The organism is Nocardia sp. NBC_01388, from assembly GCF_045040085.1.
Classification (GTDB): domain Bacteria; phylum Actinomycetota; class Actinomycetes; order Mycobacteriales; family Mycobacteriaceae; genus Nocardia.
Genome location: NZ_CP109553.1, coordinates 3170050 through 3191681, shown reverse-complemented (window position 1 = coordinate 3191681; position 21632 = coordinate 3170050). Strand labels below are relative to the sequence as shown.

Below are 21632 nucleotides of genomic sequence, written 5' to 3'. Positions count from 1 at the left end.
AGGGGCGGTAGTTTCAATCGGGTGACTGGATGGTTGAGCCGCAAGTTCTATCGGGTCGGCACCTTCGACAGGGCCATCAGTGGTGCGGTGGCGCGGATTCCGGCATCACCCGTCGACTCCGGGATGCTCCGGCTGACCCGCAGTGCGGATCACGGGCTGCTTTGGGCGGGTGTCGCGGTGGTGCTGGCCGCCCAGCCGGGTGCCACGCGGCGGGCCGCCCTTCGTGGTGTGGTTTCGGTCGGCGGCGCGAGTCTGACCGCCAATCTGGTGCTGAAGACCCTGTTCGCGCGCCGGCGTCCGGCCGCGGATCTGCTGCCGCCGTTCCGGCGCCTGATCAATGCTCCGACGTCCTCATCCTTTCCCTCCGGCCACAGCGCCACGGCGGTGGCTTTCGCGACGGCTGTGGCGATGGAGAGCCCGCGCGCCGCGCTGGTCGTCGCCCCACTGGCCGCGACCGTCGCCTATTCGCGCGTGCACACCGGGGTGCACTGGGCATCGGATGTGGTGGCAGGCGCTGCGGTGGGTTCCGCGGTGGCCTGGGCGACTCGCCGGTGGTGGCCGGTGCGCGGCATCGAGGAAGCCGCCGCACGTGAGGTACGCGATGCTCCCGCACTGAACGACGGTGCGGGACTGGTGATTCTGGTGAATCCGGGTTCCGGTGATGCCAACTACGACCCCACCGGCGAGGTCGTATCCGCGTTACCCGCCGCCATGGTGCTGCGCGCCGACCCGGGGCGTGATGCGGCCGAGCAATTGGAGACTGCGCTCGAGGTGGGCGCCGAACACCAGCGCGCGGCGGGCGCGGAAGGGTCGTTCGGCTCCGGCGCCGAGCCGGTGCTGGCGGTGGGCGCCGTGGGTGGGGACGGAACGATCACCGCGGCCGCCGATATCGCGCTGCGGCACGGACTTCCGCTGGTTGTCGTCCCTGCCGGCACCCTGAACCACTTCGCTCGTGATCTCGGGGTGAGTGACCTGGGTGCGGCGGTCGAGGCGGTGAATTCGGGTGCGGCGGTCGAGGTTTCCATCGGCAGCCTCGAGATGCGGTCCGAGAGCGGTTCGCACACCACCTCGTTCATCAATACCGCCAGCATCGGCGGCTATCCGGATCTGGTCCGGCTGCGGGAGAAGTGGCAGGGGCGGTGGGGCAAATGGCCGGCCTTCGCGGCCGCGCTCACCGTCATGCTGCGCCGCGCCCAGCCGATCCGGGTGCGACTGGACGATCGCTGGCACGAGGTGTGGTTCCTGTTCGTCGGCAACGGCCCGTATCTCCCGCACGGTGCGGTCCCCGCATTCCGATCCCATATGGACACGGGCCTTTTGGATGTGCGCTGGCTTCGCGCCGATCTCCGTTTCTCCCGCACCCGTGCGGTCGTGGCGCTTTCGCTCGCAGCCATCGCGCATAGCCGGGTCTACGGCGAACGACAGGTTCCCGAGCTGACCGTCCATCTGAGTGATCCGGTGGCCGTGGCGGCCGACGGTGAAGTCCTCGGTGAGGCAACAGAATTGCGCTTCTCGGTGGCGGGCCGGGTGGTGGCGTACCGCGGGTCAGTCCTCTAGCGCGCCTTCGCGTAGCTGCGCCAGCGTCTTGGACAGGATGCGGGAGATCTGCATCTGGGAGACGCCGAGTTGATCCGCGATCTGCTTCTGGGTCTGGCATTCGAAGAACCGCATGATGAGCACCTGCCGTTCGCGTTCGGGCAGTTGGTCGAGCTGCGGGCGGAGCGTCATCGATTGCTCGATCAGTTCGTAATCGGGGTCGGACGCGCCCAGTGTCTCGCGCAGTGGCAGCGGTGAACTCTCGCCGTCGTCCCCGGCGACCGCGTCCAGTGAGGACGCCTGATACGCATTGGCCGCGATCAGGGCCTGGGTGATCTCCAGCAGGTCGACGCCGAGCTCGTCCGCGATTTCCCGGGCCTTGGGCAGCCGGCCCAGGCGCTGGGCGAGGATTTCGATGGTGCCGCCGATGCGCAGCTGGATTTCCTTGGTGCGCCGTGGAACTCGCACCGCCCAGGTGTAGTCGCGGAAGTGCCGGCGCACCTCGCCCATAATGGTCGGGATGGCGAAGGACAGGAACGGCGCACCGTAGGAGACGTCGAACCGGTCGATGGCGTGCAGCAGTCCGATACGTGCGGTCTGCTGTAGGTCCTCGAAAGATTCGCCGCGCCCGGAGAATCGGCGGGCGATATGATCGGCGAGCGGTAGACAGCGCTCGATCACCTTGTTGCGCAATATATCTCGCTGCGGGTCCAGAGTTTCGATCGCGCGCGCCAGTTCTTGCAGAGCCGGCTCGATATTGTCATAACCATTGTCATCCATGAAGGCCGTCCTGGCTGCGGTGAAAGGTCACCTCGATCGGGAAGCCGGGTGCGCCGGTATCGAAGGGCTGGGTGATGGTCCGGATCGAATCGGTCAGCGCGTGCAGCATGTTCCAGCCGAATTCGCGCTCGTCGAAGGGGGTCGCGGTGTGCGAGACCGAGGCCACGCGCACGGTCATGGCGCGTTCGTCATAGGTGAACTCGCACTCGATCTCGGCCCGCGGCACCGCCGACAGCATCAGCGTTGTGGCGACCTCGTCGAGCGCGACCCGGATATCGGTGGCCGCGTCGATGGTGAAATCCGCGATGAGGCAGACGGTTTCGGCGAGCGCCCGCAGCATGGTCAGCTGTGTCAGTCCGGCCGGCACCCGAATTCCGATCGAGGTGGCCGGGGACGTGAACTCCGGCAGCACGGGAGTGCTGTGCTGGGTATCGGAATGGACAAGCCGCAGCGCGGCCTTGGCCGAACGGGCCGACGTCTTCCCATTTCCTGTGTGCTGTGCTGGTGGTAGCTCGGTCACAATGAATCGCCCCTGGATGCTGGTAGGCAGTCGATCTCTTTCGATCTCTTATTCCTCCTGCTGGTGGACGTACCCGATGCGGTCGAGGGGAAACGCGGCCCGGCTCAGCGACAGCACCCGATCGACCTCGTGCCGTCCTCCCACCACCTGGAAGTCGATGCCGGCGTGTGCGGCGTCCTCCTGCGCGCACAGCAGTGCAAATGCGTTCCGGACGCTGAGGAATCGGGTGTCGCGAAGATCCACGACGACCGCCGGTGGTCGCCTGCTCAGCGCGTCGTCGAGCAATTGCTGGAATTCGGGGAGGACGAGTGCGTCCTGGTCGCGATGACCGGACAGCACAACAATTGACGACATGACAAAACCTCCCGAAGGGCATGTTTCGGCTGTCGTCTCAACCAGCTCGCAGATTACCCCTCTGCGGGCCGTTGCGGGACGAGGTACCCGGGCGGCGGCGATATATGCGTGTTTGAACCCTGTGATTGCGGCTATTGCGGTGACTGCAGCGCCTCGTTCGGAAGCTCTGATCCCCGGTCGTCGCGATACACCAGAGCGGAAGGAAGTATCCGTAATGTTGATGAGAAGACTTGCCCGGCCCTTGCTGGCGACCGCATTCATAGTCGAGGGGGTGGATGCCCTCACACATCCGCAGGCCCGCGGGAAGGCCGCCGCCGCCCGCGTCCAGCAGGTACAGCGTGTGCTGCCCGACCAGTACGCCTCGAAGCTGTCGAATCCCGAGCGTCTGGTGCAGGTCAATGCCGCGATTCAGGTCGGCAGCGCGCTGATGCTCGCCACCGGGCGGTTACCCCGGCTCGCCGCGGCTCTGCTCGCGGCTACGGTCATTCCGGCCACCGTCACCGAACAGGACTTTTGGGTCGAGGACGATCCGGATCGGCGTGCGGCCAAACGCACGGCGTTCCTCAAGGATGTGAGCCTGCTCGGTGGTCTGATGATCGCCGCGGGCGATACCGGGGGGCGTTCCCGGCGTCCGCTGCACAACCTGGCGGAAGGCATCGCGGCGCAGGGCACCGGGTTGGTGGCAGCCGCCCAGCTGCATGGCGCGCAGCTGACGGAATTCGCCAAGGATCACGGCGCGGACGTCGCCGACGTGGTCAAGGAGCGCGGCGCCGAACTGGGTGACGTGGTCAAGGTGCGCGGCGCCGAGCTCGGCGAGGTTGTCCGGGACCGCGGCGCGGACCTGGGTGAGGTGCTCAAGGAGCGCGGGGGAGAGCTGAGCGAGGTCGCCAAGAAGCGGGGCGCCGAACTGGCCGAGGTCGTCCGTGACCATGGCTCGCAACTGGTTTCGACCACACAGGACCGAGGTGCGCAGCTCGCCACCGCGATTCGCGATCGAGCCGCAGAGCATCGGGACTGAGCCGATGAGTGTTCCCGCCGAGGTGCAGGACACCCGAACACAGACCGCGGAATCCCTGCTGGACCGGCTCAACTGGCAGGGTTTGGCACTGCTGCTGCTGGGCATCATCGCGCTCGGCCCCACCCTCACCGCCTTCGGCAACGGCCTGGGCGGCTGGGAGACCGTCGGAATCGTCGCCAGCGCAACAGGTCTCGTCGGCGGAGTGGTCGGCGTTGTGGTCGAGATCCGCCGGGAGCGTATTCGGCGGCGCTAGGCGGGGTGCCCCGGCGGTAGATCCGCGACGGCCCGGTACCGCAGTGGCCGGACCGGCTTCGCCGGGGCCGCAGCACCTTCCGGCGCCAGGAGCATGGCGATGTGGTCACCCACATCGTGTCGCTCCACGATGCGGCCGCAGAACCAGCCGGCGGCCGCATCGAGAATGGGCAGATTCGCCGGGCCCGGATGCCATTCGCAATGCGTGAATTTGTCGATCTCGTCGCCGGTCTCCGAGCCGAACAGGGTCGCGAGCGGCAGTTGCCGCTCATCGAGCAGATGAACCGCGAGATGTCCGGCGCGCATGGCGATTCGGTAGGTGTGATTCTGCTTGGAGATGCCGACCATGAACCGGCGCGGCTCGATGCTGACCTGTGCGGCGAAGCCCACCAGGCATCCTGTTCGCTGCGCACCTACCCGTGTTGTCACCACGACGAGCGAATTATCCAATGCCGTCACGAATGCGTCGAACGCGGCGGACTGCTGGGCGGTCATCGATTCCTCCTCGCTGAAGAGAATATGGCCGCTGAAGAGAATATGGCCATTGCGATTGAGATCGTGTCGCCCGGGTATCACGTCCTTTGTCCATAGCGACAAACCAAGTTGGAGGAGAACTCGTGTCCGAGCACAAGAGCGGTCCCAGCGAAGGCATCGAAGGCGTCGTCGAAGGCGTCAAGGGCAAACTGAAGGAAGCCGCCGGCGCTATTTTCGGAAACGACGATCTGCGGGGTGAGGGCAGGGCCCAGCAGGACAAGGCCGAAGCGCAGCGTGGGGTAGCCCAGAACGAAGCCGCCGCCGAGAAGGATCGTGCCGCGGCGGCTCTCGAGGAGCAGCGTCAGCGCGCGTTCCAGCAGGGGCAGTAACTCCCCGCTGCCACAGCGGAATCAGAGGATCGGCGCGCCGGGCGTAGTGCCCGGCGCGCCGGTCTGTTTCTGTTCGGGGCAGGGCCGTTCCCGCCCGGCCGCATATATGAGAAGGTGGGCGTCCGGAAGGAGGCCGAGATCGATGTCCAGCTGGCAATACGGCCGACCCGGCCAGATCGGCGAACACCCAACCCCGGCTGCCACAGTGGGTAATTCGACCGCCCCCGTGGGCCGTCCGCCGGAGGGGAGACGAGTGGATCGCCGTCCGACGGTGCTTCTGGTCGAGGACGACCGTGCCGACGCGCTGCTGGTGGAGGAGCTGGTCGCCGACGCCGCGCCCGGCCTGCATTTGCGATGGGCGCGGACGCTCGCCGAGGCCTGTGCGAGTCTCGCCGCGGATCCACCCGACTGCATACTGCTGGACCTGCATCTTCCCGATGCGCGCGGCCTCGAGGCGCTGGAGCGGATTCGCGCGGTGACCGATGAGGTGGCCGTTGTCGTCCTGACCGGACTCGACCAGGAGCGAACGGGATTGGCCGCGATGTCCGCGGGCGCCCAGGACTATCTCGTCAAGGGTCGTGTCGAGCCCGAATTATTCGGTCGCGCAGTGCGATACGCGATCCAGCGCAAGGAGGCCGAGCGGGCCGCGGTCGCGCTGCGCGCCGAGCAGATGCGCCACCAGGAGAACGCCCGGCTCGAACGCGGTCTGCTGCCGACCCCGCTGCTGCAGAGCGACCAGGTCGTCGATGTGGTCTCGCGGTATCGACCGGGCCGGGCGCATTCGCTGCTGGGCGGCGATTTCTACGATGTGGTGCAGGACGCCGACGGTACGGTGCACGCATTGATCGGCGATGTGTCCGGCCACGGACCCGACGAGGCGGCAACCGGTGTAGCGCTGCGATTGGCCTGGCGCACTTTGGTTCTCAGTGAAATCACTGGGACGCGGCAGCTGCAACTGCTGGAGCAGATGCTGCTCGCCGAACGTACCGGACGACATACCTTCGCCACGGTGACCACACTGGTCCTGCGACCGCGCCGGCATGTGGTGCAGGTGATGCGCGCGGGGCATCCGGGCATGCTGACGCACACCGATCGCGGCGTCGAATGGCTCGAAGTTCCGGGCGGACCGGCCCTGGGATTCATTCCGGGACAGGCGGATTGGCCGATCTACGAACTGTCCCTGCCGCTGGGCACCGGCCTGGTGCTGTTCACCGACGGCCTGTTCGAGGGGCATACCGGCCCAGGGGACGAGCGATTGGGTGAAGAGGGACTGCTCGCCTTGGCGCGCGAGGTCACCGCCCAGCAGCCCGGCGAATTCCTGGACCAGCTCATCGGGCGGGCGGAGGAATTGGCCGAGCAGCAGGGCGGTTTGGCCGACGATATCGCGGCGCTCTATCTGAAGTGGACCGATGAACCGCGGGATCAGGACCGACCATGAGCCTTCCCGACCGCAAGATCAGCCGGGCCGGGCGCATGACGGTGCAGGCGTGGTTTCATCTTGTTCTCGCGCTGATGGTGCTGGTCGAAATCATCGGCGCCGGTTTCCTGACCGTCGCCACCGCACACGCCGCGACCGTTTCGGACCGGCTCTCCAAGCAAATCCAGCCCGCGGCCACCGAGGCCTACCGTCTGCAGGGTGCGCTCGCCAACGAGGAGACCGGCGTTCGCGGGTACACGCTCACCGCCGATGCGCAGTTTCTCGACCCGTATACGCAGGGAAATCAAGACGAGGCGCGCGCCGCGGCCCGGATGCGCGAGCTACTGCACGATCGTCCGGAGCTACTGGCGGATGTCGATGCGGTGGAACAGTCCGCGCAGACCTGGCGGCACCAGTTCGCCGCCCCCTTGCTCGCCACCGTCAGTCCGGGGGTGATTCATCCCGTCGACCCCGTCGCCACGGCCCGCGGCAAAGTGCTGTTCGATGATCTCCGTGCGCATTTCGCCACCCAGAACACGAATCTCGCCACCGCCGTGGTCGGGGACAAGGCGGACCTCGATCGAAAGCGCACCGTGCGCGATGTCGTGCTGGCGGGCATGGTCGCGGCCTTCCTGCTGACCGCCATCGCACTCACAATTCTGGTGCGGCGCTTGATCGTTCGCCCGCTGAGTGCGCTGGAGAGCGCATCCCGGGATGTCGCGGGCGGTGATTTCGGCCGGCGCATCACCGCCGGCGGACCCGCCGACCTGATGACGGTGGGGGAGGCGGTGGAGGGCATGCGCCGCCGGATTGTCGCGGAACTGGATGCCTCGCGAATCAAGGAGGCCCTGCTGGCCGCGCAGGCCGCGGATCTGGATACCCAGGCCATGGAATTGCGCCGATCCAATGCCGAGCTGGAGCAGTTCGCCTACGTCGCCTCGCACGATCTGCAGGAGCCGCTGCGCAAGGTGGCCTCGTTCTGCCAGCTGCTCGAGAAGCGCTACGGCGATCAACTCGACGAGCGCGCAACGCAATACATCGAGTTCGCGGTGGACGGCGCGAAGCGGATGCAGGTGCTGATCAACGATCTGCTCACCTTCTCGCGGGTGGGCCGGGTGAGCGACCACATCGCCCCGGTCGAGGTCGATCAGACGCTGGACAAGGCGCTCGCCAACCTGGCCGCCGTGGTGGAGGACACCGGCGTGCAGATCCAGCGCCCCGAGCGGCTTCCAGAAATCATCGGCGATCCCACGCTTCTGATCATGCTGTGGCAGAACCTGATCGCGAATGCGGTGAAGTTCCGCGAACCCGTGCGGACGCCGATCGTGCGGATCGACTGTGAGCCGGAGCCCGGTGACGCGTCCGGGTGGCGGTTTTCGTTGGCCGACAACGGTATCGGTATCGCCCCGGAGTTCGCGGAGAAGGTATTCGTGATCTTCCAGCGGTTGCACAGTCGCGACGAATACAGCGGGACCGGCATAGGATTGGCCCTCTGTAAGAAAATCGTGGAGTTCCACGGTGGCCATATCTGGATCGATCCGGAGTACACCGGCGGCACCCGATTCGTCTTCACCCTCTTCGATGCCGAGCCGCGGTCCGAAGCCCTCGACAAGGAGATTCCGGCGTGACACAACTCGGCAGGCCCATCGATATCCTGCTCGTCGAGGATGATCCGGGCGATGAGCTCATGACCCTGGAAGCGTTCGAGCACAATAAGATCGGAAATACGGTGCATGTCGCCCGTGACGGCGAGGAAGCGCTGGACTTCCTGTACCGCCGTGGCGCCCACGCGCAGGCCCCTCGCCCGGATCTGATCCTGCTCGACCTCAATCTGCCGAAGTACGACGGCCACGAGGTACTGAGCCGAATCAAGACCGACCCGGATCTCTCGCTCATCCCGGTGGTGGTGCTCACCACGTCGGCGGCCGAGGAGGACATCCTGCGGAGCTACAAACTGCATGCCAACGCCTATGTCACCAAGCCGGTCGATCTGGACCAATTCGTCTCTGCGATAAAGCATATCGACGACTTCTTCGTACAGATCGTCCAATTGCCGAGCTAGCACCGACTTGCCGAGCTGGCACCGCGCGGTGCAGGCCGGTCGATCGGCTCAGGCGACCCGGATCCGGTCCAGCGCAGTGCTTCCCTGATCGAGCGCCTGCTCACGCAATACCGACAGCACCCGAGCGAGCTTGCGCGACACCTGCATTTGCGAAACCCCCAGTCGCCCGGCGATCTGCGACTGGGTCAGATTCTCGAAGAATCGCCACACCAGCAGCTGGCGATCGGCTGGGGGCAGCGCGGCGAGCAGCGGCCGCACCGACATCGAGTCCTCGAGCAGGCGGTAGCACGGCTCTACGGTCCCGAGGGTTTCGGCAATGGGCCGCAGTGCGGAATCGTCGCTACCGGTGCGCGGGGTGTCGAGGGAGCCGGCCTGGTAGGCATTGCGTGCCACCATGGCCTGGGTGACCTCCGTCACGTCGACGTCCAGTTCGGCCGCGATCTCGCGGGCGGTGGGGAACCGGCCGAGGCGGTGTGCCAGCACCTCTGTCGCCGGCCCGAGCTGCTGCTGCAGCTCCTTGGCGCGCCGCGGTACCCGCAGCGCCCAGGTGCGGTCGCGGAAGTGCCGGCGCACCTCACCCATGATCGTGGGGATGGCGAACGACAGGAAGGTGCTGCCACGAGCGGCGTCGAAGCGGTCCACGGCCTGCACCAACCCCACACAGGCGATTTGGTGAAGATCGTCGTACGCTTCGCCGCGCCCGTCGTAGCGGCGTGCGATATGTGCGGCCAGCGGCAGACACAGCTCGATGATGTGCTCGCGCACGGAGTCCCGATTCGGGTCGGCCGCGGGAAGTGCGGCCAGCTTCTCGAACCAGGGCTCGATATTGTCGTAGCTGTCTCCATTGCTGCGGGTCTGGCGGGGTTCTCCGGGCTGAAACGTCGCCGTGCTCATGAAGTTTCCTCACTCCCAATCGAATCCGTACTCGTACTTCATACCCCATCATCCGTTATTCAAACGTGACCTGATCTCGCTGGCTGGATTCGCGGGCCTCCGCGCACGATCGAGGGCGGGGCAATCTGCCCGCGCCGGATGATCGCGTAATATGCAACAGCGGAGGGTGACATGGATCGTGGCGCCGCACAGCCATATTCGGGCCCGGCAACGATCGGGCTGCAGGTGCCCGCGTTGCCGGAACAGCTGATGATGCTGCGTGCGCTCGCTGAAACCGTCCTGCATATGGCCGACTTCGGAATCGGCGAGGTCAATGACATTCGTCTCGCTCTCGACGAAGTGGCCACAATTCTGATACAGGATGCGATTCCGGGCTCCATACTCGACTGTGATCTGACCTACGATCAAAGCGGATTGGGCGTCCGTCTCGCCGCTGTCGCCTCTTCGGAGGCGGTTCTGGAGGACGGCAGCCTGAGCTGGCATATCGTGCGCACGCTCACCGATGGACTCAGCGCCACCCAGGGCTCGTATTCCGCACTGGTCGCCGGTTATCCCACCGTGGTCGAGTTCCGGTGGCGCAGCCGCACGAGCGAGGGCGGCCAGGCCTGAGCCGGTGCGGCAGTGCAATATCGAGGTAAGGATTTGATGACAACTGACATCGGCGAACTACCTTCGGGCCCGTTCCTGCATCGCGCCTTCTTCTATCGCGGCAGTGATGAATATCTCGCAGGCACAATGGATTTCATTCGCACCGGACTCGCGAACGGCGAGCCGGTAGCGGTAGCGGTACCCGGCGCGAACCTGACGCTGGTGCGCGATGCGCTCGGCACCGATGCCGGTGCGGTACTGCTGGTGGATATGGCTGTGGCAGGCCGTAATCCGGGCCGGATCATTCCCTCGGTGAAGCGGGCTTTCGCCGATGCGCATCCGCAGCGCAGTGTGCGGATCATCGGTGAGCCGATCTGGGCGGGACGGTCGGAATTGGAGTACCCGGCGTGCGCGCAGCACGAGGCGCTCATCAATGTCGCGTTCACGGGGCGGGAGGCGACGATTCTGTGCCCGTACGACACGGCGGGGCTGGACCAGGTGGTGCTCGACGACGCGCTTCGTACGCACCCGGTTGTCATCGACAGTCATGGCGAGGGCGCCAGCACGGTGTACGACCCCGGCCGAATCCTGGATTCCTACAATGAGATCCTGCCCGCCGCACCGCCGGACAGCACCGTGATCGCCTTCGACGAAGCCTCGCTCGCGAACACCCGGCATACGGCCACCGGCTTCGCCCGGAGCGCCGGTATGACCGCGGACCGCGCCATCGATCTCGAACTTGTTGTGGCAGAGGCGACGACGAACTCGGTGGTGCACGGTGGCGGTTCCGGCGCTCTCACCCTGTGGGTGGAGGAGACCCAGATCGTGTGCCGGGTGCAGGACAACGGTTGCATTGCCGACCCGCTGGCGGGCCGTATCCCCGTGCCGCCGAACCGAATCGGCGGGCGCGGACTACTGCTGATCAACCAGCTGAGCGATCTGGTGCGCCTGCACACGACACCGCTGGGCAATACGCTGCAGATGCATTTCGCGCTGTGAGTGCCTGCGGTGCGGGTGTTTGCCCGAGCTAGGATTTGCCGGCCAGGGCCTCGTCGAGGGTGTCGTACACCTCGAGCAGTTCATCGAGCCCCGTGAGTTCGATGGGACGCCGCACCGGTACGGATCCGACCACGCGCAGCTCCCGGCCCGCCACCGACTCCAGGGCTTCGACCAGCACACTCAGTCCTGCCGAGCCGAAGAATCCCACCTCGGTCAGGTCCAGGATCAGCAATTGTGAAACGGTGGCCAGCGATTCGGCCACCGCGGCGGAGAGTTTGGGCGCCGACACCATATCGACCTCGCCCGACACCGATAGCACCACTGCCGAATCGATCGAGGTGGTCCGCACGCTCAATTCGCGGTTATCGCTGCTCACCGACTGTTCTCCCGATGCCCGATCGATCCGTCTTCGCGAATCGTCACTTCGCCACCTCCGACACCTTGGCGCTGCGCGAGCCGACTGTTCTGCCGACCGGTAAGCCTACCCGCGAGAACCTACCGCCAGTAAAGTTATACAACCCATGTCGCTACCGACACGGTTATCGGCGAATCGCCGCCCCCACCGCCCCGCGTGTTGCCCACTCGCGCCGGCGCTGCCCAATTGTGGTGCCTCGCTCTGCTTTCCTCACCGCGGCCATTCGTGCTGCTTCGATGCCCGCATCCCGGGTAGTACCTCCCAAGGTATGCCCCAGTAATCGTCACGAACGGAGGCCTCGAAATGAGCATCGAACAGCACAAAGCCCGAGATCAACGCCGCCCCCTCTCCCGTCGATTCCGCACACCACGCACCCACGCCGGAGAAGGCGTCGAAGACAACTACAACCTCCCCGGCCTGGCCCTACTCGCCCTAGCCCTCGTAGCGACCGCCCTGGCCCTGATCGCCGCCGCCTACGGCTTCCACATCCGAGCAATCACCGCCGCAGTAACAGCCGCCGTCCTCTACCTGTCCGGCGGCCTCTGGCTGGCCATCGAGTGGCGCCGCCGAAACGCCCAAGGCCGAAGCAACGACATTGAACGCCAAGGCCATTGACGCCTAGGGCCGATGCACACCCCAACCCCTGTTGACTCCCTCTTACCCCACTCGTCCACTCCACCGCATCCGGCCCTACAACCCCGACCACACGTCCGTCCCGCTCTTCGTCTTTGTGTTTTGGTCTCGAGAACGGGACCACAGCCGGTCGACCCGGCTGGTACCGCAGGTATTCGCCCCAACTGCGGGAGGTCAACCGGGTACCCCTCCCTACGTGCCCAGCACGGCTATCTCGGGCTTTGCCCGCACCCCGTGCTGATCAACCCTGTCCGGGAGGCAGGCAACCCAGGTGCACCGGCGGTTTCGGTATAGAAGCCGTCGGTGCACCTGGGTTGCTTGCGTCGAGGGGCGGTGGTGGGTTTCTGGGTGCGGGCAGGGCCCGAGATGGCCGTGCTGGTGGCGTCGGGTGGGGTACCCGGTTGACCTTCCGGGCCGAGGAGATACCTGCGGTACCAGCGGGGTCGACCGGCTGTGGTCCGGTTTCACAGACACAACACGAAAAGACAAGAGCCGAAAGACAAGGACGCCTGGAAACAAGGGATCGAAGAACAAGAACCCGGAAGGCCACGCCGGGCAACGGCCTACAGCAGGAGCGGGATCAGGCCGACAGGGGGCAGCGGCACCGACAACGGCAACGACAGCGGCAACGGCAACGACAGCGGCAACGGCAACGGCAACGACAGCGGCAACGGCAACGACAGCGGCAACGGCAACGACAGCGGCAACGGCAACGACAGCGGCAACGACAGCGGCAGCGGCAACGACAGCGGCAACGGCAACGACAGCGGCAGCGGCAACGACAGCGGCAACGACAGCGGCAACGGCAACGACAGCGGCAGCGGCAACGACAGCGGCAACGACAGCGGCAACGACAGCGGCAACGACAGCGGCAACGACAGCGGCAACGACAGCGGCAACGGCAACGACAGCGGCAACGACAGCGGCAACGACAGCGGCAGCGGCAACGGCAGCGGCAACGGCAACGACAGCGGCAACGGCAACGACAGCGGCAACGACAGCGGCAACGACAGCGGCAGCGGCAACGACAGCGGCAACGACAGCGGCAACGACAGCGGCAACGACAGCGGCAACGGCAACGACAGCGGCACCGGCAGGGGCAGGGGCACCGGCAGGGGCAGGGGCACCGGCAGGGGCAGGGGCACCGGCAGGGGCAGGGGCACCGGCAGGGGCAGGGGCAGGGGCACCGGCAGGGGCAGGGGCAGGGGCACCGGCAGGGGCAGGGGCAGGGATGACTCGCGGTCTGGCGTGGTGGTGTGGTGGTGTGGTGGGCGGGCAGATTCGGTGGTGGCCCTCGGTGGTGTTGCCGCCCTGCGGGTACACATCCGGGGCGAGGAAACCTGTTGTCGCGGTGGGGTTGTCATTTGTTCGGCGAGCGAACCGGCCTGAAAGCCGATGCGGCAACGACCTCCAGCACCGACAGGAACAACCTGTCGGAGACACCAGAGGCCGGGGGACCTATTGTCGTGCCGGAGGTGTGGAGGTCCGGCGGACCGAGCGGTCCCGAACCGGTTGCGGGCGCACCGGATTGCAGTAGTTGCGAGGGCCCATCGAGGGCGGAGCCTCGGTCAACAACTCCTCGGGATGGTGCAGGTGGTTGACCTGCGGAGTTCGGGTCGGGTCCACATGCGCCGGGGCGATCCACGCGGTCCGGCCCGGGAAGTCCGAATCCGCACCGAGCTTGATGGTCTTCCAGCCGCGTGGCCCGTCTTTGACCAGGGCATGGCAGTGATCGCACGCCAAGGTCAGGTTTTCGATATCGGTGGGGCCGCCCTTGCTGAACTCGGTCACATGATGGGCCGCGGCCATACTCGCCGGAGCCGAGCACCCCGGGCGAGTGCACCCGCGTTCGGTGGCGATCAACGCCAACCGTTGTGCCGGGTTCGCCAACCGGATTTCCCCGATATGCAACGGCATCCCGTTCTTGTTCTTCACGAGCACGAACGTCTTGCAGTGGCGGGCCATCAACCGGAGGGCGTTCTCGACCGGGACCTGCCCACCGGTGGCGGTGGTGGCCACCCCCGCAGCGCGTTCGACATCCTCGATGCTCATCGTCATGATCGTGGAGACCGGCAACCCACGGTGCGATCCCAGCTTGGCGGGGTTGAAGTCCGGGTGCAACACCGCCAGCAACGCATCATGCTGGCGTTGGGCCTTGCTGCGCTCATCCCGGGCCGCGCACGCCTCCAGCACATCCCGGGGCACCGGGTTGTCCTCGTCCTCGGCCCACGGGCTTTCCTTGTCCGCCGGGTTGCACATCCCCGGACGGGCCAGCTTGGCCATGACAGCATCGAAAGCCGAGCGGGCGTCGGGGGTGAGTTCGACGGTGAGGGTGGACATGAGGTCGTAGCGTTGCGGGCTCAGAACCGCGCTGCGCTGGTTCTGCCGGTCCGCGTCCTCGGTGAGCTTGCCGTCGGGGTCCAGGAAACCCAGGATCATCTCCCCGATCCTCGGCAGATGTGTCGGATCCAGGGCGCGCGCCTGGAAGGCGAGTTGCTTCTCGGCGTAGGCGCGAGCTTCAGCAGGAACCTTGCCGGGCAACCGGTTCATGACTTGCCGGATGACTCGCACGTGATCGAGGGAGATCGCCCCCTCGTCGAGGGCTTGGGCCGAACACGGCAGGACCGGGGCTGGGTCGGGCTCGTCACCGACGCGATGCCACACCGCGAGATCCTCCGCGGCACGCCACCGGTTGATCGCATCCCCGTGCGAGATATGCAGCACCGATTGCAAATACAGGGCCGGGCTCCCGGACCCGTTGAGAGCGGGCAATGACCGGGCGCAGGCTTGCACGATCAGATCCCGTTGCACCGACGCCAACCGGCGGGTGCAGGTTTCGATCTGCTGCATCAATGCCACGATGTCGGTGTCCGGCACCGGGATCAACGGCAGAGTGGTGAGGGATTCGACCGCAGCGGCCAGTGCGGCTGCACCGGTCGCGATTGCGGTTTCTCCCCGTGATTCCATGCCTTTATTCTACTCCCGGAAATCAGACCCGGAAAGACGAATTCCGTTGTGATATAAGCCTATTCAGAATATTCGGGTTTTAGCTTTCGTCTTGTGTTCTTATGTCTTGCTCTTCTTGTCCGGGCATCTTTCGTCTTGTTCTTATCCCTTCTCTCTCAAGATGTTTGGCCATGGACCCATGGCCCGCTTCCCTCTCCTACCGGGGGTGGAGGCCCGACTCGTCTCGGGGCACGATGCGGGTGGAAGATGTCGCGCATAGTGTTGGCCACCGTGACAATTGAGATTGATGGGCTCGAGGGAATTCTCGACGGGGACTTCGTCGTCGGGCTGGCTCAGGTGACGCCGCTGCGGGGAGTGGTGGTGTCGCCGGTGAACAGTGCTGGGTGGGATGCGGAGACTTCGACGTTTTCGTTTACCAGTGATCTTGCGGCGTTCAAGAAGCTGCGGCGGCTGGAGCGGAATCCGCGGGTGGCTGTGGTTTTTCATACGCGCGAGCACGGCACCGCCGAAGGTAGTGCGTACGTGCTGGTGCAGGGGGATGCGAGTTTCTCCTGGTATCCCGATCGGGAAGCGCTGACCCCGTTCTATGGGAGGCCCGGTACCGCGCTCGGGCCGGAGAATCTCGGCGGTGCCTTCTGGGACTGGTGGCTCGGTCCGTTCTGGTGGGATCGCATTGTCGTGCGCGTCCACGCCCAGCGCGTGATCGCGTTCCCGGACGCCGAGTGTGCGGGTCCGGCATCGGTGTTCGGTGCTGCCGAGCCCTCCGCGGAACCGGAACCTCAGCAGCCCCCGGCGAAGGGCACCGAACCGCGGGTCGATGTCGACAGTGCTGCTCGGGCATTGCGGAAGCTGGACCACCGACTGCTCGGGTGGGTCGGAGCGGATGGCTATCCGGTGGTCGTTCCGGTGCAGATCGGTGCGACGGAATCACGCGGGATGACGCTGACGGCACCTGCGGGCTCGGTGCCCGATCATGGCCGCCGCGCGGGACTCACCGGTCATACCTTCACCGCTGGCACACTCGGCCAGCACCAGACAGCCTTGACCGGCTGGCTCGAAAAAGACAGCGAGACACTGTATTACGCACCGCACACCCGGCTGACCTACATGATCCCCCCGAGCCGCGCGGTCTGGCGCGTGGTCATGGGCGCGGTGACCCGGATCGGTCACGAACGAGCCCGCCGCGACGGTGTCCCGTCACTGCCGACCCGCAACATCCGGCTCCGCCTGATCACGCCGGTGCAGCGTCATATCGCGAATCCCGTCGGCCGGCGGGTGGCCCGGTATCTGAACAGCCAAGCCGTGCTGGAGACGACAGGACGCAAGAGCGGTCAGCCGCGCACGACGCCGATCGGTGGCAGACAGGTCGGATTGTCGTACTGGATCGTCTCGGAGTTCGGCCGCAAATCGCAGTACGTGCGCAATATCGAGGCAGATCCACACGTGCGCTTGCAGATTCGGGGCGTCTGGCATACCGGCGTCGCGGTGCTCCTCGACGAGGACGACTCGCGCCGGCGCTTGCGGGAGCTGCCGTGGTTGAATAGCGCGCTGGTCCGGCTGGCCGGATCCGACCTGTTAACTATTCGTGTCGATCTGGATTGATTTCCGTTCGCCATTCTAAATGGTCACTTGTCCAGGTAACGTATCGCCGAAGCGGCTCGCCGCCGCAGGTTGAACGCGACAGGCCGGACCATCCATCGATACTGTGCTGACACGGAACTGGGACCGGTCCCGCCAACCCCGTAACTCAGAGGAGTCTCGATGATTGTGTCCCGGCGATCCGCGCTGGTGGGCGCGGCGGCATCGGCCGTCGCGGTCGGTGCCAGCGGGCTGCTGCACTCCAAGCCCGCTGCCGCCCAGCCGGTCAACGGCCAGGGCTATCTCGTCGGATGCGGTATCGCCGATATGACCGGCGCGCCCGCGGGTCAGGGCATGATGGGCTATTCGGAGCTGGATCAGATCACCACCGGGTTGCTGACCCGCTGTTATGCCCGCGCCTACATCATCGTCGACCAGACCACCGGCGGCCGTGTCGCATTCGTGAACACCGACAATGCCTGCCTGTTCCAGTCGGTCCACCTCGCGGTGATGACGGAGCTGGCCAAGCGATTCGGCGATACGTACACCGAGCGCAACGTCAACCTCAATGCCACCCACAATCACAACTCCTGCGGCGGCACCGCCCGCGAATACGCATACTCGCTGGCCGCGAAGGGTTTTCAGCAGAACTCCACCGACGCCGAGGTGAACGGCATCGTCGCGGCGATCGCCAATGCGCACGACCGTCTGGCCCCGGGCACCATCATGCTCGGTCACGGTGAGCTGCACGATGCCAGCGCCAACCGCTCCCGCGTCGCCTTCGACCTGAATCCGCCCGAGGACAAGGCCGAATTCCCCGAGGGCATCGACCCCAAGGTGACCGTGCTGCGATTGCGCCAGGGCGGCAAGGATGTCGGCGCCATCACCTGGTTCGCCACGCACGGCACCTCGCTGACCGATCGCAATACCCTCATCTCCGCCGACAACAAGGGCTACGCCAGTTACCGCTGGGAGCACGATGAGATGGGCGGTCGCTACCTCGACGGTCAGCCCGGCTTCATCGCGGCCTTCCCGCAGACCAATCCGGGCGATATGACCCCGAACCTTGCGGTGCGCCCCTGGCATCCGTCCGGTCCCACCGAGGACAACCGCCTCAACTGCACGATGATCGGCGAACGCCAATACCAAGCCGGGCGAACCGCTTTCGCCTCCGCGCAAGCAATGTCCAACGGCGGTGTCGACTCGGTCATCCGGTATGTCAATATGGCCGACACCGCCATCGACGGCTCCTACACTCCCGACGGCAAGGCTGCCCGGACCTCTCCCGCGATGATGGGCGCGTCAGCGGTCGCCACCAGCTCGGAAGACAACTGGAACACCCAGATCCCGTTCCTGCACGAGGGCGATACCAACCCCATGGTGGCCGCGCTCGGCGGCATCGACGCGCCGATCGAGCAGTGGATGCGCGATGTGCAGGCCCCCAAGCTCGCGATCGTGCCCCTCGGCATCCTCCCGCCGCGCCCCTGGGTGCCGCAGGTGCTGCCGATCCAGATCATGCGCATCGGCGATCTCGTACTCGCCTCGGGCCCAGCGGAATTCACCATCGTCTCGGGCCTGCGGGTGCGGCGCGTGGTCGCCAGCGCGCTCGGCGTTCCGATCGAGAACGTCCTCATGCAGGGTTACGCCAACGGCTACAGCGGCTACGTCACCACGCCCGAAGAGTATGTCTCACAACAGTATGAAGGCGGCGAGACGCTCTACGGCCGCTGGACCCTCTCGGCGTACATGCAGGAATTCGACCGCCTCGCCCGCGCGGTAGCCGCCCGCACCGACCTCGGCCGCGGCCCCGCCCCTCTGGACTGGACCTCCGGGCTGCAGCCCAACCTCTTGGCCCCGGTCCCCGCCGACGTCCCGGTCGCCGGCCATGTCTTCGGCGACGTACTTGCCCAGCCTGCCCCGAGTAACGGTGCGGGAGATGCGGTTTCGGTGCAATTCGTCGGCGCGCACCCGAACAACAACTTCCACCTCGGCAGCACCTACTTCGAGGTACAGCGCTCCTCCGGCGGCGGCTGGTCCCGCGTCTACGACGACAACGACTGGTGCACCGAATTGCATTGGGAGCGACCGGCGGACAATGACGCCGCCTCACTGATCCGCATCGTATGGACGGTCCCGCAGGACGCCCCGTCCGGCCGGTACCGCATCCAATACTTCGGCGACAGCCGCGACGGTTCCGGCGCGACGGCTCAATTCACCGGAACCTCAAACGAATTCGCAGTGGCATAGGCAATCAGCGCAGAGCGAGGGCCAGGAAGAAGTCGACGCGATCTTCGAGACGTGACAGATCGCGATCGGTGAGTTCCTCGATGCGCTGAACTCGGTACCGCAGCGTATTCACGTGCAGGTGCAGGAGTTCGGCGCATTTGGTCCAGGAGCCCGAGACCTGAAGGAACGTCTCGAGGGTGTGGATCAGGTCGGCCCGATTGTCCCGGTCGTAATTGCTGAGCGGGTCGAGCAGCCGGACGCGGAACATGCGTCGGACCTCGTCGGGGACGCTGGCCAGCAGCAGCATATGGGTGGCCAGTTCATCGTGACGCACCACGCTGGTCGGCTGATCGCGTTCGGCGGCCATGCGGCGCGCGTAACGCGCCTCTTCGACTGCGCCACGCAGACTTTCGCCGTCCACACCGCCGCTGATGCCGACGGCGAGGCGGCTGCCCTGCAATCCCGGTTCGAGGGCCTCCACGGCACGGTGGATGCGATCCTCGAGTGTGCCGTCCTCGCCGATGGGTACCAGCAGGATGGCTTCACCGTCGATCACACCGGCGGCAGGGCTTCTGTCGTAAAGGATTTCGCGCAATAGCGAGCGCAATTCGCGCGGCCGGACGCCACCCGAATCGGCGGTCGCGGCAACCGCCAGATAGCGCTCGGACAGCCCCAGTCCGGTGAGCTCGAGCCGCGAGACGATATCGGCGGGTTTGGCATCGGAGACGATGAGCTCGACCAGCTCCTGCGCCAATCGGCCCTCTGCGCTCTGCCGGTCATCGAGCCGAACACGTTCCAGCGCAACAATTCCGGCGAGTTCGGCGACAATCGCGCGCCGCTCCTCCGGCCAATCCTTGTAATCGCTCTCGAACACCATGAACCAGTCCGCGACCCGCGACGTGCCGTCCGGATCGACGGCGAACAGTGTGAACCGACTGCCCTCGGAAGTGATCACGTCGGGTAGTCGCGGCGCGGCCAGACAGGCGATCCGAGTCTGCTCGGGCGGGGCCTTGACCGGCCCCGCGACGACACGCCCGGTCGAGGACACCACCCAGCACGCCGTGCCGAGATTGCGGTGAATTAGCTCCAGCACCGAATCGAGCCCGCCGCCCGAGACGAGCTTGCGATGCCGATCCAGTACGGCCGCCAGATCCGCGGCCCGCCCGGTCGACAGATTGCGATTGATCTGTTCGGCGACGGTCGCGAACGCGAATTCCTCGCGCACCCGGAACAGCGGGATGCGATGACGGCGGCAGGCCTCGACCAGATCGGCCGGCGGCTCGCCGTAGAGCGCGTCACCTGCGGCGACAGCTGCTACTTTGGCGCGAGCCAGGGCTGCGATGAACGCGTCGCTGTCCGCCGATGCGGTCCACCACTGCAGTCCGGTGAGCACAAGTTCGCCCCCGGAGAGGTAGCGGGAGGGGTCGAGCATGTCCGTCGTCACGACCCAGCGAACGAACCGGTCGAGCTCGTCTTCTCCTGTGACGAGTTCCAGACCGGTGTCCGAAAGGGCGAGCAAAGATCGCAACCGCATGATTGCTAACGCTAACAGCCGATGACGCGAGGGTTACCGGCTTGGATGTATCTACAAGTGCGCCCGTGTGAACTGGGCCACAGATTCGGAGGTCTCGTCCTGGCCGCCGGGAACCCCCGGCGGATGTACTTACGTGGCAAGTCGCCAATGGATGGAGGTCGGATGTCGGGTCGCCTGGAATGGCTCGGGTCGCTGCCCCTGGAAGAGGCCGAGGCTCAGCTGTTGACCTGCTGCGCATCGCAACGGTGGGCACGGAAAATGGTGGCCGGTCGGCCGTATGTGAACGAGTCGAGTCTCATGCAGGCCGCGATCTCAGGGCTGGCCGAACTCGCGTGGACCGATGTGGAGGAAGCTCTCGAGGCCCACCCCCGCATCGGTGAACGCGCCGAAGCCGCACGCGCCGAACGGGTTTCAGCGGAGGCCGCACAGCGCGAGGCGCAGTGGTCGCAGGATGAGCAGTCCGGCGCCGCCACGGCCGCCGATGCGGTGCGCGAGGCACTCGCCGCCGGCAATGTGGCCTATGAGCAGCGCTTCGGACATGTCTTCCTGATTCGCGCCACCGGCCGCAGCGCCGAGGAAATGCTGTCGGAGCTCACGCGCCGGCTGAGCAATTCGCCCGCGGAGGAACGCCCCGTCGTACGGGCCGAACTCGTCGCCATCACCCGCCTGCGTATTCGCAAGCTGCTGGGGTTGATATGAGCCTCTCGACCCATGTGCTGAACGCGGCCACCGGTCGCCCCGCGGACGGCGTGTCCGTCCGGCTCGAAAGAGCCGACGGCACCGTCCTGGCCGCGCACCGCACCGATGCCGACGGGCGCATCAAGGATCTACCCGCCCCGGAACCCGGAGTGCACCGGCTGATCTTCGATACCGGCGATATCAGCCCCTTCTATCCCGAGGTGACCATCGCCTTCACGGTCACCGACCCGGCGGAGCACTACCACGTGCCGCTGCTGCTCAGTCCCTATTCCTTCTCCACATATCGAGGTAGCTGAC

The 21632-nt window shown here is 66.0% G+C and carries 23 protein-coding genes; 14 read left to right on the top strand and 9 right to left on the bottom strand.

Annotated elements, in window-relative coordinates; all coding sequences use genetic code 11:
• Window positions 1-21: 21 nt before the first annotated feature.
• Window positions 22-1557: a bifunctional phosphatase PAP2/diacylglycerol kinase family protein gene (locus tag OG716_RS15660; protein WP_405138344.1), complete on the top strand. Its 1536-nt coding sequence runs from the start codon at window positions 22-24 to the stop codon at window positions 1555-1557.
• Here the strand turns inward: OG716_RS15660 and OG716_RS15655 are convergent.
• The 3 genes from OG716_RS15655 to OG716_RS15645 are packed head-to-tail and all read right to left on the bottom strand — an operon-like array spanning window position 1546 to window position 3190.
• Complete coding sequence (locus tag OG716_RS15655) at window positions 1546-2316, bottom strand: RNA polymerase sigma factor SigF (RefSeq protein WP_405138343.1); 771 nt, start codon at window positions 2314-2316, stop codon at window positions 1546-1548. The two genes, OG716_RS15660 and OG716_RS15655, sit on opposite strands and share 12 nt — an antisense overlap.
• Window positions 2309-2836, bottom strand: coding sequence for an anti-sigma factor (locus tag OG716_RS15650; RefSeq protein ID WP_355119898.1), 528 nt, complete (start codon window positions 2834-2836; stop codon window positions 2309-2311). The genes OG716_RS15655 and OG716_RS15650 overlap by 8 nt, the downstream gene beginning before the upstream one ends.
• Window positions 2837-2884: 48 nt before the next feature.
• Window positions 2885-3190 (bottom strand): STAS domain-containing protein, encoded by a 306-nt coding sequence (locus OG716_RS15645; RefSeq protein WP_405138342.1) that lies wholly within the window; start codon window positions 3188-3190, stop codon window positions 2885-2887.
• Between the two features lie 220 nt (window positions 3191-3410).
• Between OG716_RS15645 and OG716_RS15640 the strand changes: the two genes are divergently transcribed.
• Together OG716_RS15640 and OG716_RS15635 are read left to right on the top strand one after the other, a co-directional pair.
• Window positions 3411-4208, top strand: a complete 798-nt coding sequence (locus tag OG716_RS15640; RefSeq protein ID WP_405138341.1) for a DoxX family membrane protein — start codon at window positions 3411-3413, stop codon at window positions 4206-4208.
• 4 nt (window positions 4209-4212) lie between these two features.
• Window positions 4213-4461, top strand: coding sequence for a hypothetical protein (locus OG716_RS15635; protein WP_405138340.1), 249 nt, complete (start codon window positions 4213-4215; stop codon window positions 4459-4461).
• On the opposite strand, the gene OG716_RS15630 is transcribed toward OG716_RS15635, so the two are convergent.
• The gene (locus tag OG716_RS15630; RefSeq protein ID WP_405138339.1) at window positions 4458-4955 is read right to left on the bottom strand and encodes a flavin reductase family protein; all 498 of its coding nucleotides are present in this window, start codon (window positions 4953-4955) and stop codon (window positions 4458-4460) included. The two genes, OG716_RS15635 and OG716_RS15630, sit on opposite strands and share 4 nt — an antisense overlap.
• A gap of 122 nt (window positions 4956-5077) precedes the next feature.
• Between OG716_RS15630 and OG716_RS15625 the strand changes: the two genes are divergently transcribed.
• The 4 genes from OG716_RS15625 to OG716_RS15610 all read left to right on the top strand — a co-directional run bounded on the left by OG716_RS15625 (window position 5078) and on the right by OG716_RS15610 (window position 8802).
• The gene (locus tag OG716_RS15625; RefSeq protein WP_355119888.1) at window positions 5078-5323 is read left to right on the top strand and encodes a CsbD family protein; all 246 of its coding nucleotides are present in this window, start codon (window positions 5078-5080) and stop codon (window positions 5321-5323) included.
• A gap of 253 nt (window positions 5324-5576) precedes the next feature.
• Entirely contained in the window at window positions 5577-6761 is a 1185-nt protein-coding gene (locus tag OG716_RS15620) for a PP2C family protein-serine/threonine phosphatase (RefSeq protein WP_405138338.1), read from the top strand.
• Entirely contained in the window at window positions 6758-8368 is a 1611-nt protein-coding gene (locus tag OG716_RS15615; protein ID WP_405138337.1) for a CHASE3 domain-containing protein, read from the top strand. The genes OG716_RS15620 and OG716_RS15615 overlap by 4 nt, the downstream gene beginning before the upstream one ends.
• Window positions 8365-8802, top strand: coding sequence for a response regulator (locus OG716_RS15610; RefSeq protein ID WP_405138336.1), 438 nt, complete (start codon window positions 8365-8367; stop codon window positions 8800-8802). Before OG716_RS15615 ends, OG716_RS15610 begins: the two co-directional genes overlap by 4 nt.
• A 48-nt stretch (window positions 8803-8850) precedes the next feature.
• Here OG716_RS15610 and OG716_RS15605 read toward each other — a convergent pair whose 3' ends face one another.
• Window positions 8851-9696 (bottom strand): RNA polymerase sigma factor SigF, encoded by an 846-nt coding sequence (locus OG716_RS15605; protein WP_405138335.1) that lies wholly within the window; start codon window positions 9694-9696, stop codon window positions 8851-8853.
• A 171-nt stretch (window positions 9697-9867) separates the two neighbouring features.
• Here OG716_RS15605 and OG716_RS15600 point away from each other — a divergent pair, with 171 nt between their 5' ends.
• The gene (locus tag OG716_RS15600; RefSeq protein ID WP_405138334.1) at window positions 9868-10305 is read left to right on the top strand and encodes an anti-sigma factor; all 438 of its coding nucleotides are present in this window, start codon (window positions 9868-9870) and stop codon (window positions 10303-10305) included.
• 36 nt (window positions 10306-10341) lie between these two features.
• The gene (locus tag OG716_RS15595) at window positions 10342-11283 is read left to right on the top strand and encodes an anti-sigma factor RsbA family regulatory protein (RefSeq protein WP_405138333.1); all 942 of its coding nucleotides are present in this window, start codon (window positions 10342-10344) and stop codon (window positions 11281-11283) included.
• A gap of 28 nt (window positions 11284-11311) precedes the next feature.
• On the opposite strand, the gene OG716_RS15590 is transcribed toward OG716_RS15595, so the two are convergent.
• Window positions 11312-11659, bottom strand: a complete 348-nt coding sequence (locus OG716_RS15590) for an STAS domain-containing protein (RefSeq protein WP_405138332.1) — start codon at window positions 11657-11659, stop codon at window positions 11312-11314.
• Between the two features lie 342 nt (window positions 11660-12001).
• Here OG716_RS15590 and OG716_RS15585 point away from each other — a divergent pair, with 342 nt between their 5' ends.
• Window positions 12002-12313, top strand: a complete 312-nt coding sequence (locus tag OG716_RS15585; protein ID WP_405138331.1) for a hypothetical protein — start codon at window positions 12002-12004, stop codon at window positions 12311-12313.
• A gap of 581 nt (window positions 12314-12894) precedes the next feature.
• On the opposite strand, the gene OG716_RS15580 is transcribed toward OG716_RS15585, so the two are convergent.
• Together OG716_RS15580 and OG716_RS15575 are read right to left on the bottom strand one after the other, a co-directional pair.
• Window positions 12895-13458 (bottom strand): hypothetical protein, encoded by a 564-nt coding sequence (locus tag OG716_RS15580; RefSeq protein ID WP_405138330.1) that lies wholly within the window; start codon window positions 13456-13458, stop codon window positions 12895-12897.
• 331 nt (window positions 13459-13789) lie between these two features.
• Window positions 13790-15298, bottom strand: coding sequence for a DUF222 domain-containing protein (locus OG716_RS15575; protein WP_405138329.1), 1509 nt, complete (start codon window positions 15296-15298; stop codon window positions 13790-13792).
• A 1200-nt stretch (window positions 15299-16498) separates the two neighbouring features.
• On the opposite strand from OG716_RS15575, the gene OG716_RS15570 reads away from it, so the two are divergent.
• On the top strand, window positions 16499-16900 hold the full coding sequence (locus tag OG716_RS15570; RefSeq protein ID WP_355127709.1) for a nitroreductase/quinone reductase family protein: 402 nt from the start codon (window positions 16499-16501) through the stop codon (window positions 16898-16900).
• A gap of 159 nt (window positions 16901-17059) precedes the next feature.
• A complete protein-coding gene (locus tag OG716_RS15565; RefSeq protein WP_405138328.1) occupies window positions 17060-19123 on the top strand; it encodes a neutral/alkaline ceramidase in 2064 nt (687 codons plus the stop codon).
• A 4-nt stretch (window positions 19124-19127) separates the two neighbouring features.
• Here the strand turns inward: OG716_RS15565 and OG716_RS15560 are convergent, their stop codons facing one another.
• Window positions 19128-20636: a PucR family transcriptional regulator ligand-binding domain-containing protein gene (locus OG716_RS15560; protein ID WP_405138327.1), complete on the bottom strand. Its 1509-nt coding sequence runs from the start codon at window positions 20634-20636 to the stop codon at window positions 19128-19130.
• A 162-nt stretch (window positions 20637-20798) separates the two neighbouring features.
• On the opposite strand from OG716_RS15560, the gene uraD reads away from it, so the two are divergent.
• Complete coding sequence (gene uraD / locus OG716_RS15555) at window positions 20799-21335, top strand: 2-oxo-4-hydroxy-4-carboxy-5-ureidoimidazoline decarboxylase (protein ID WP_355127680.1); 537 nt, start codon at window positions 20799-20801, stop codon at window positions 21333-21335.
• Window positions 21332-21631 carry a hydroxyisourate hydrolase gene (gene uraH / locus OG716_RS15550; protein ID WP_355127679.1) on the top strand — a complete coding sequence of 100 codons (300 nt, stop codon included), beginning with the start codon at window positions 21332-21334 and terminating at the stop codon, window positions 21629-21631. Before uraD ends, uraH begins: the two co-directional genes overlap by 4 nt.
• Window position 21632: the final 1 nt, after the last annotated feature.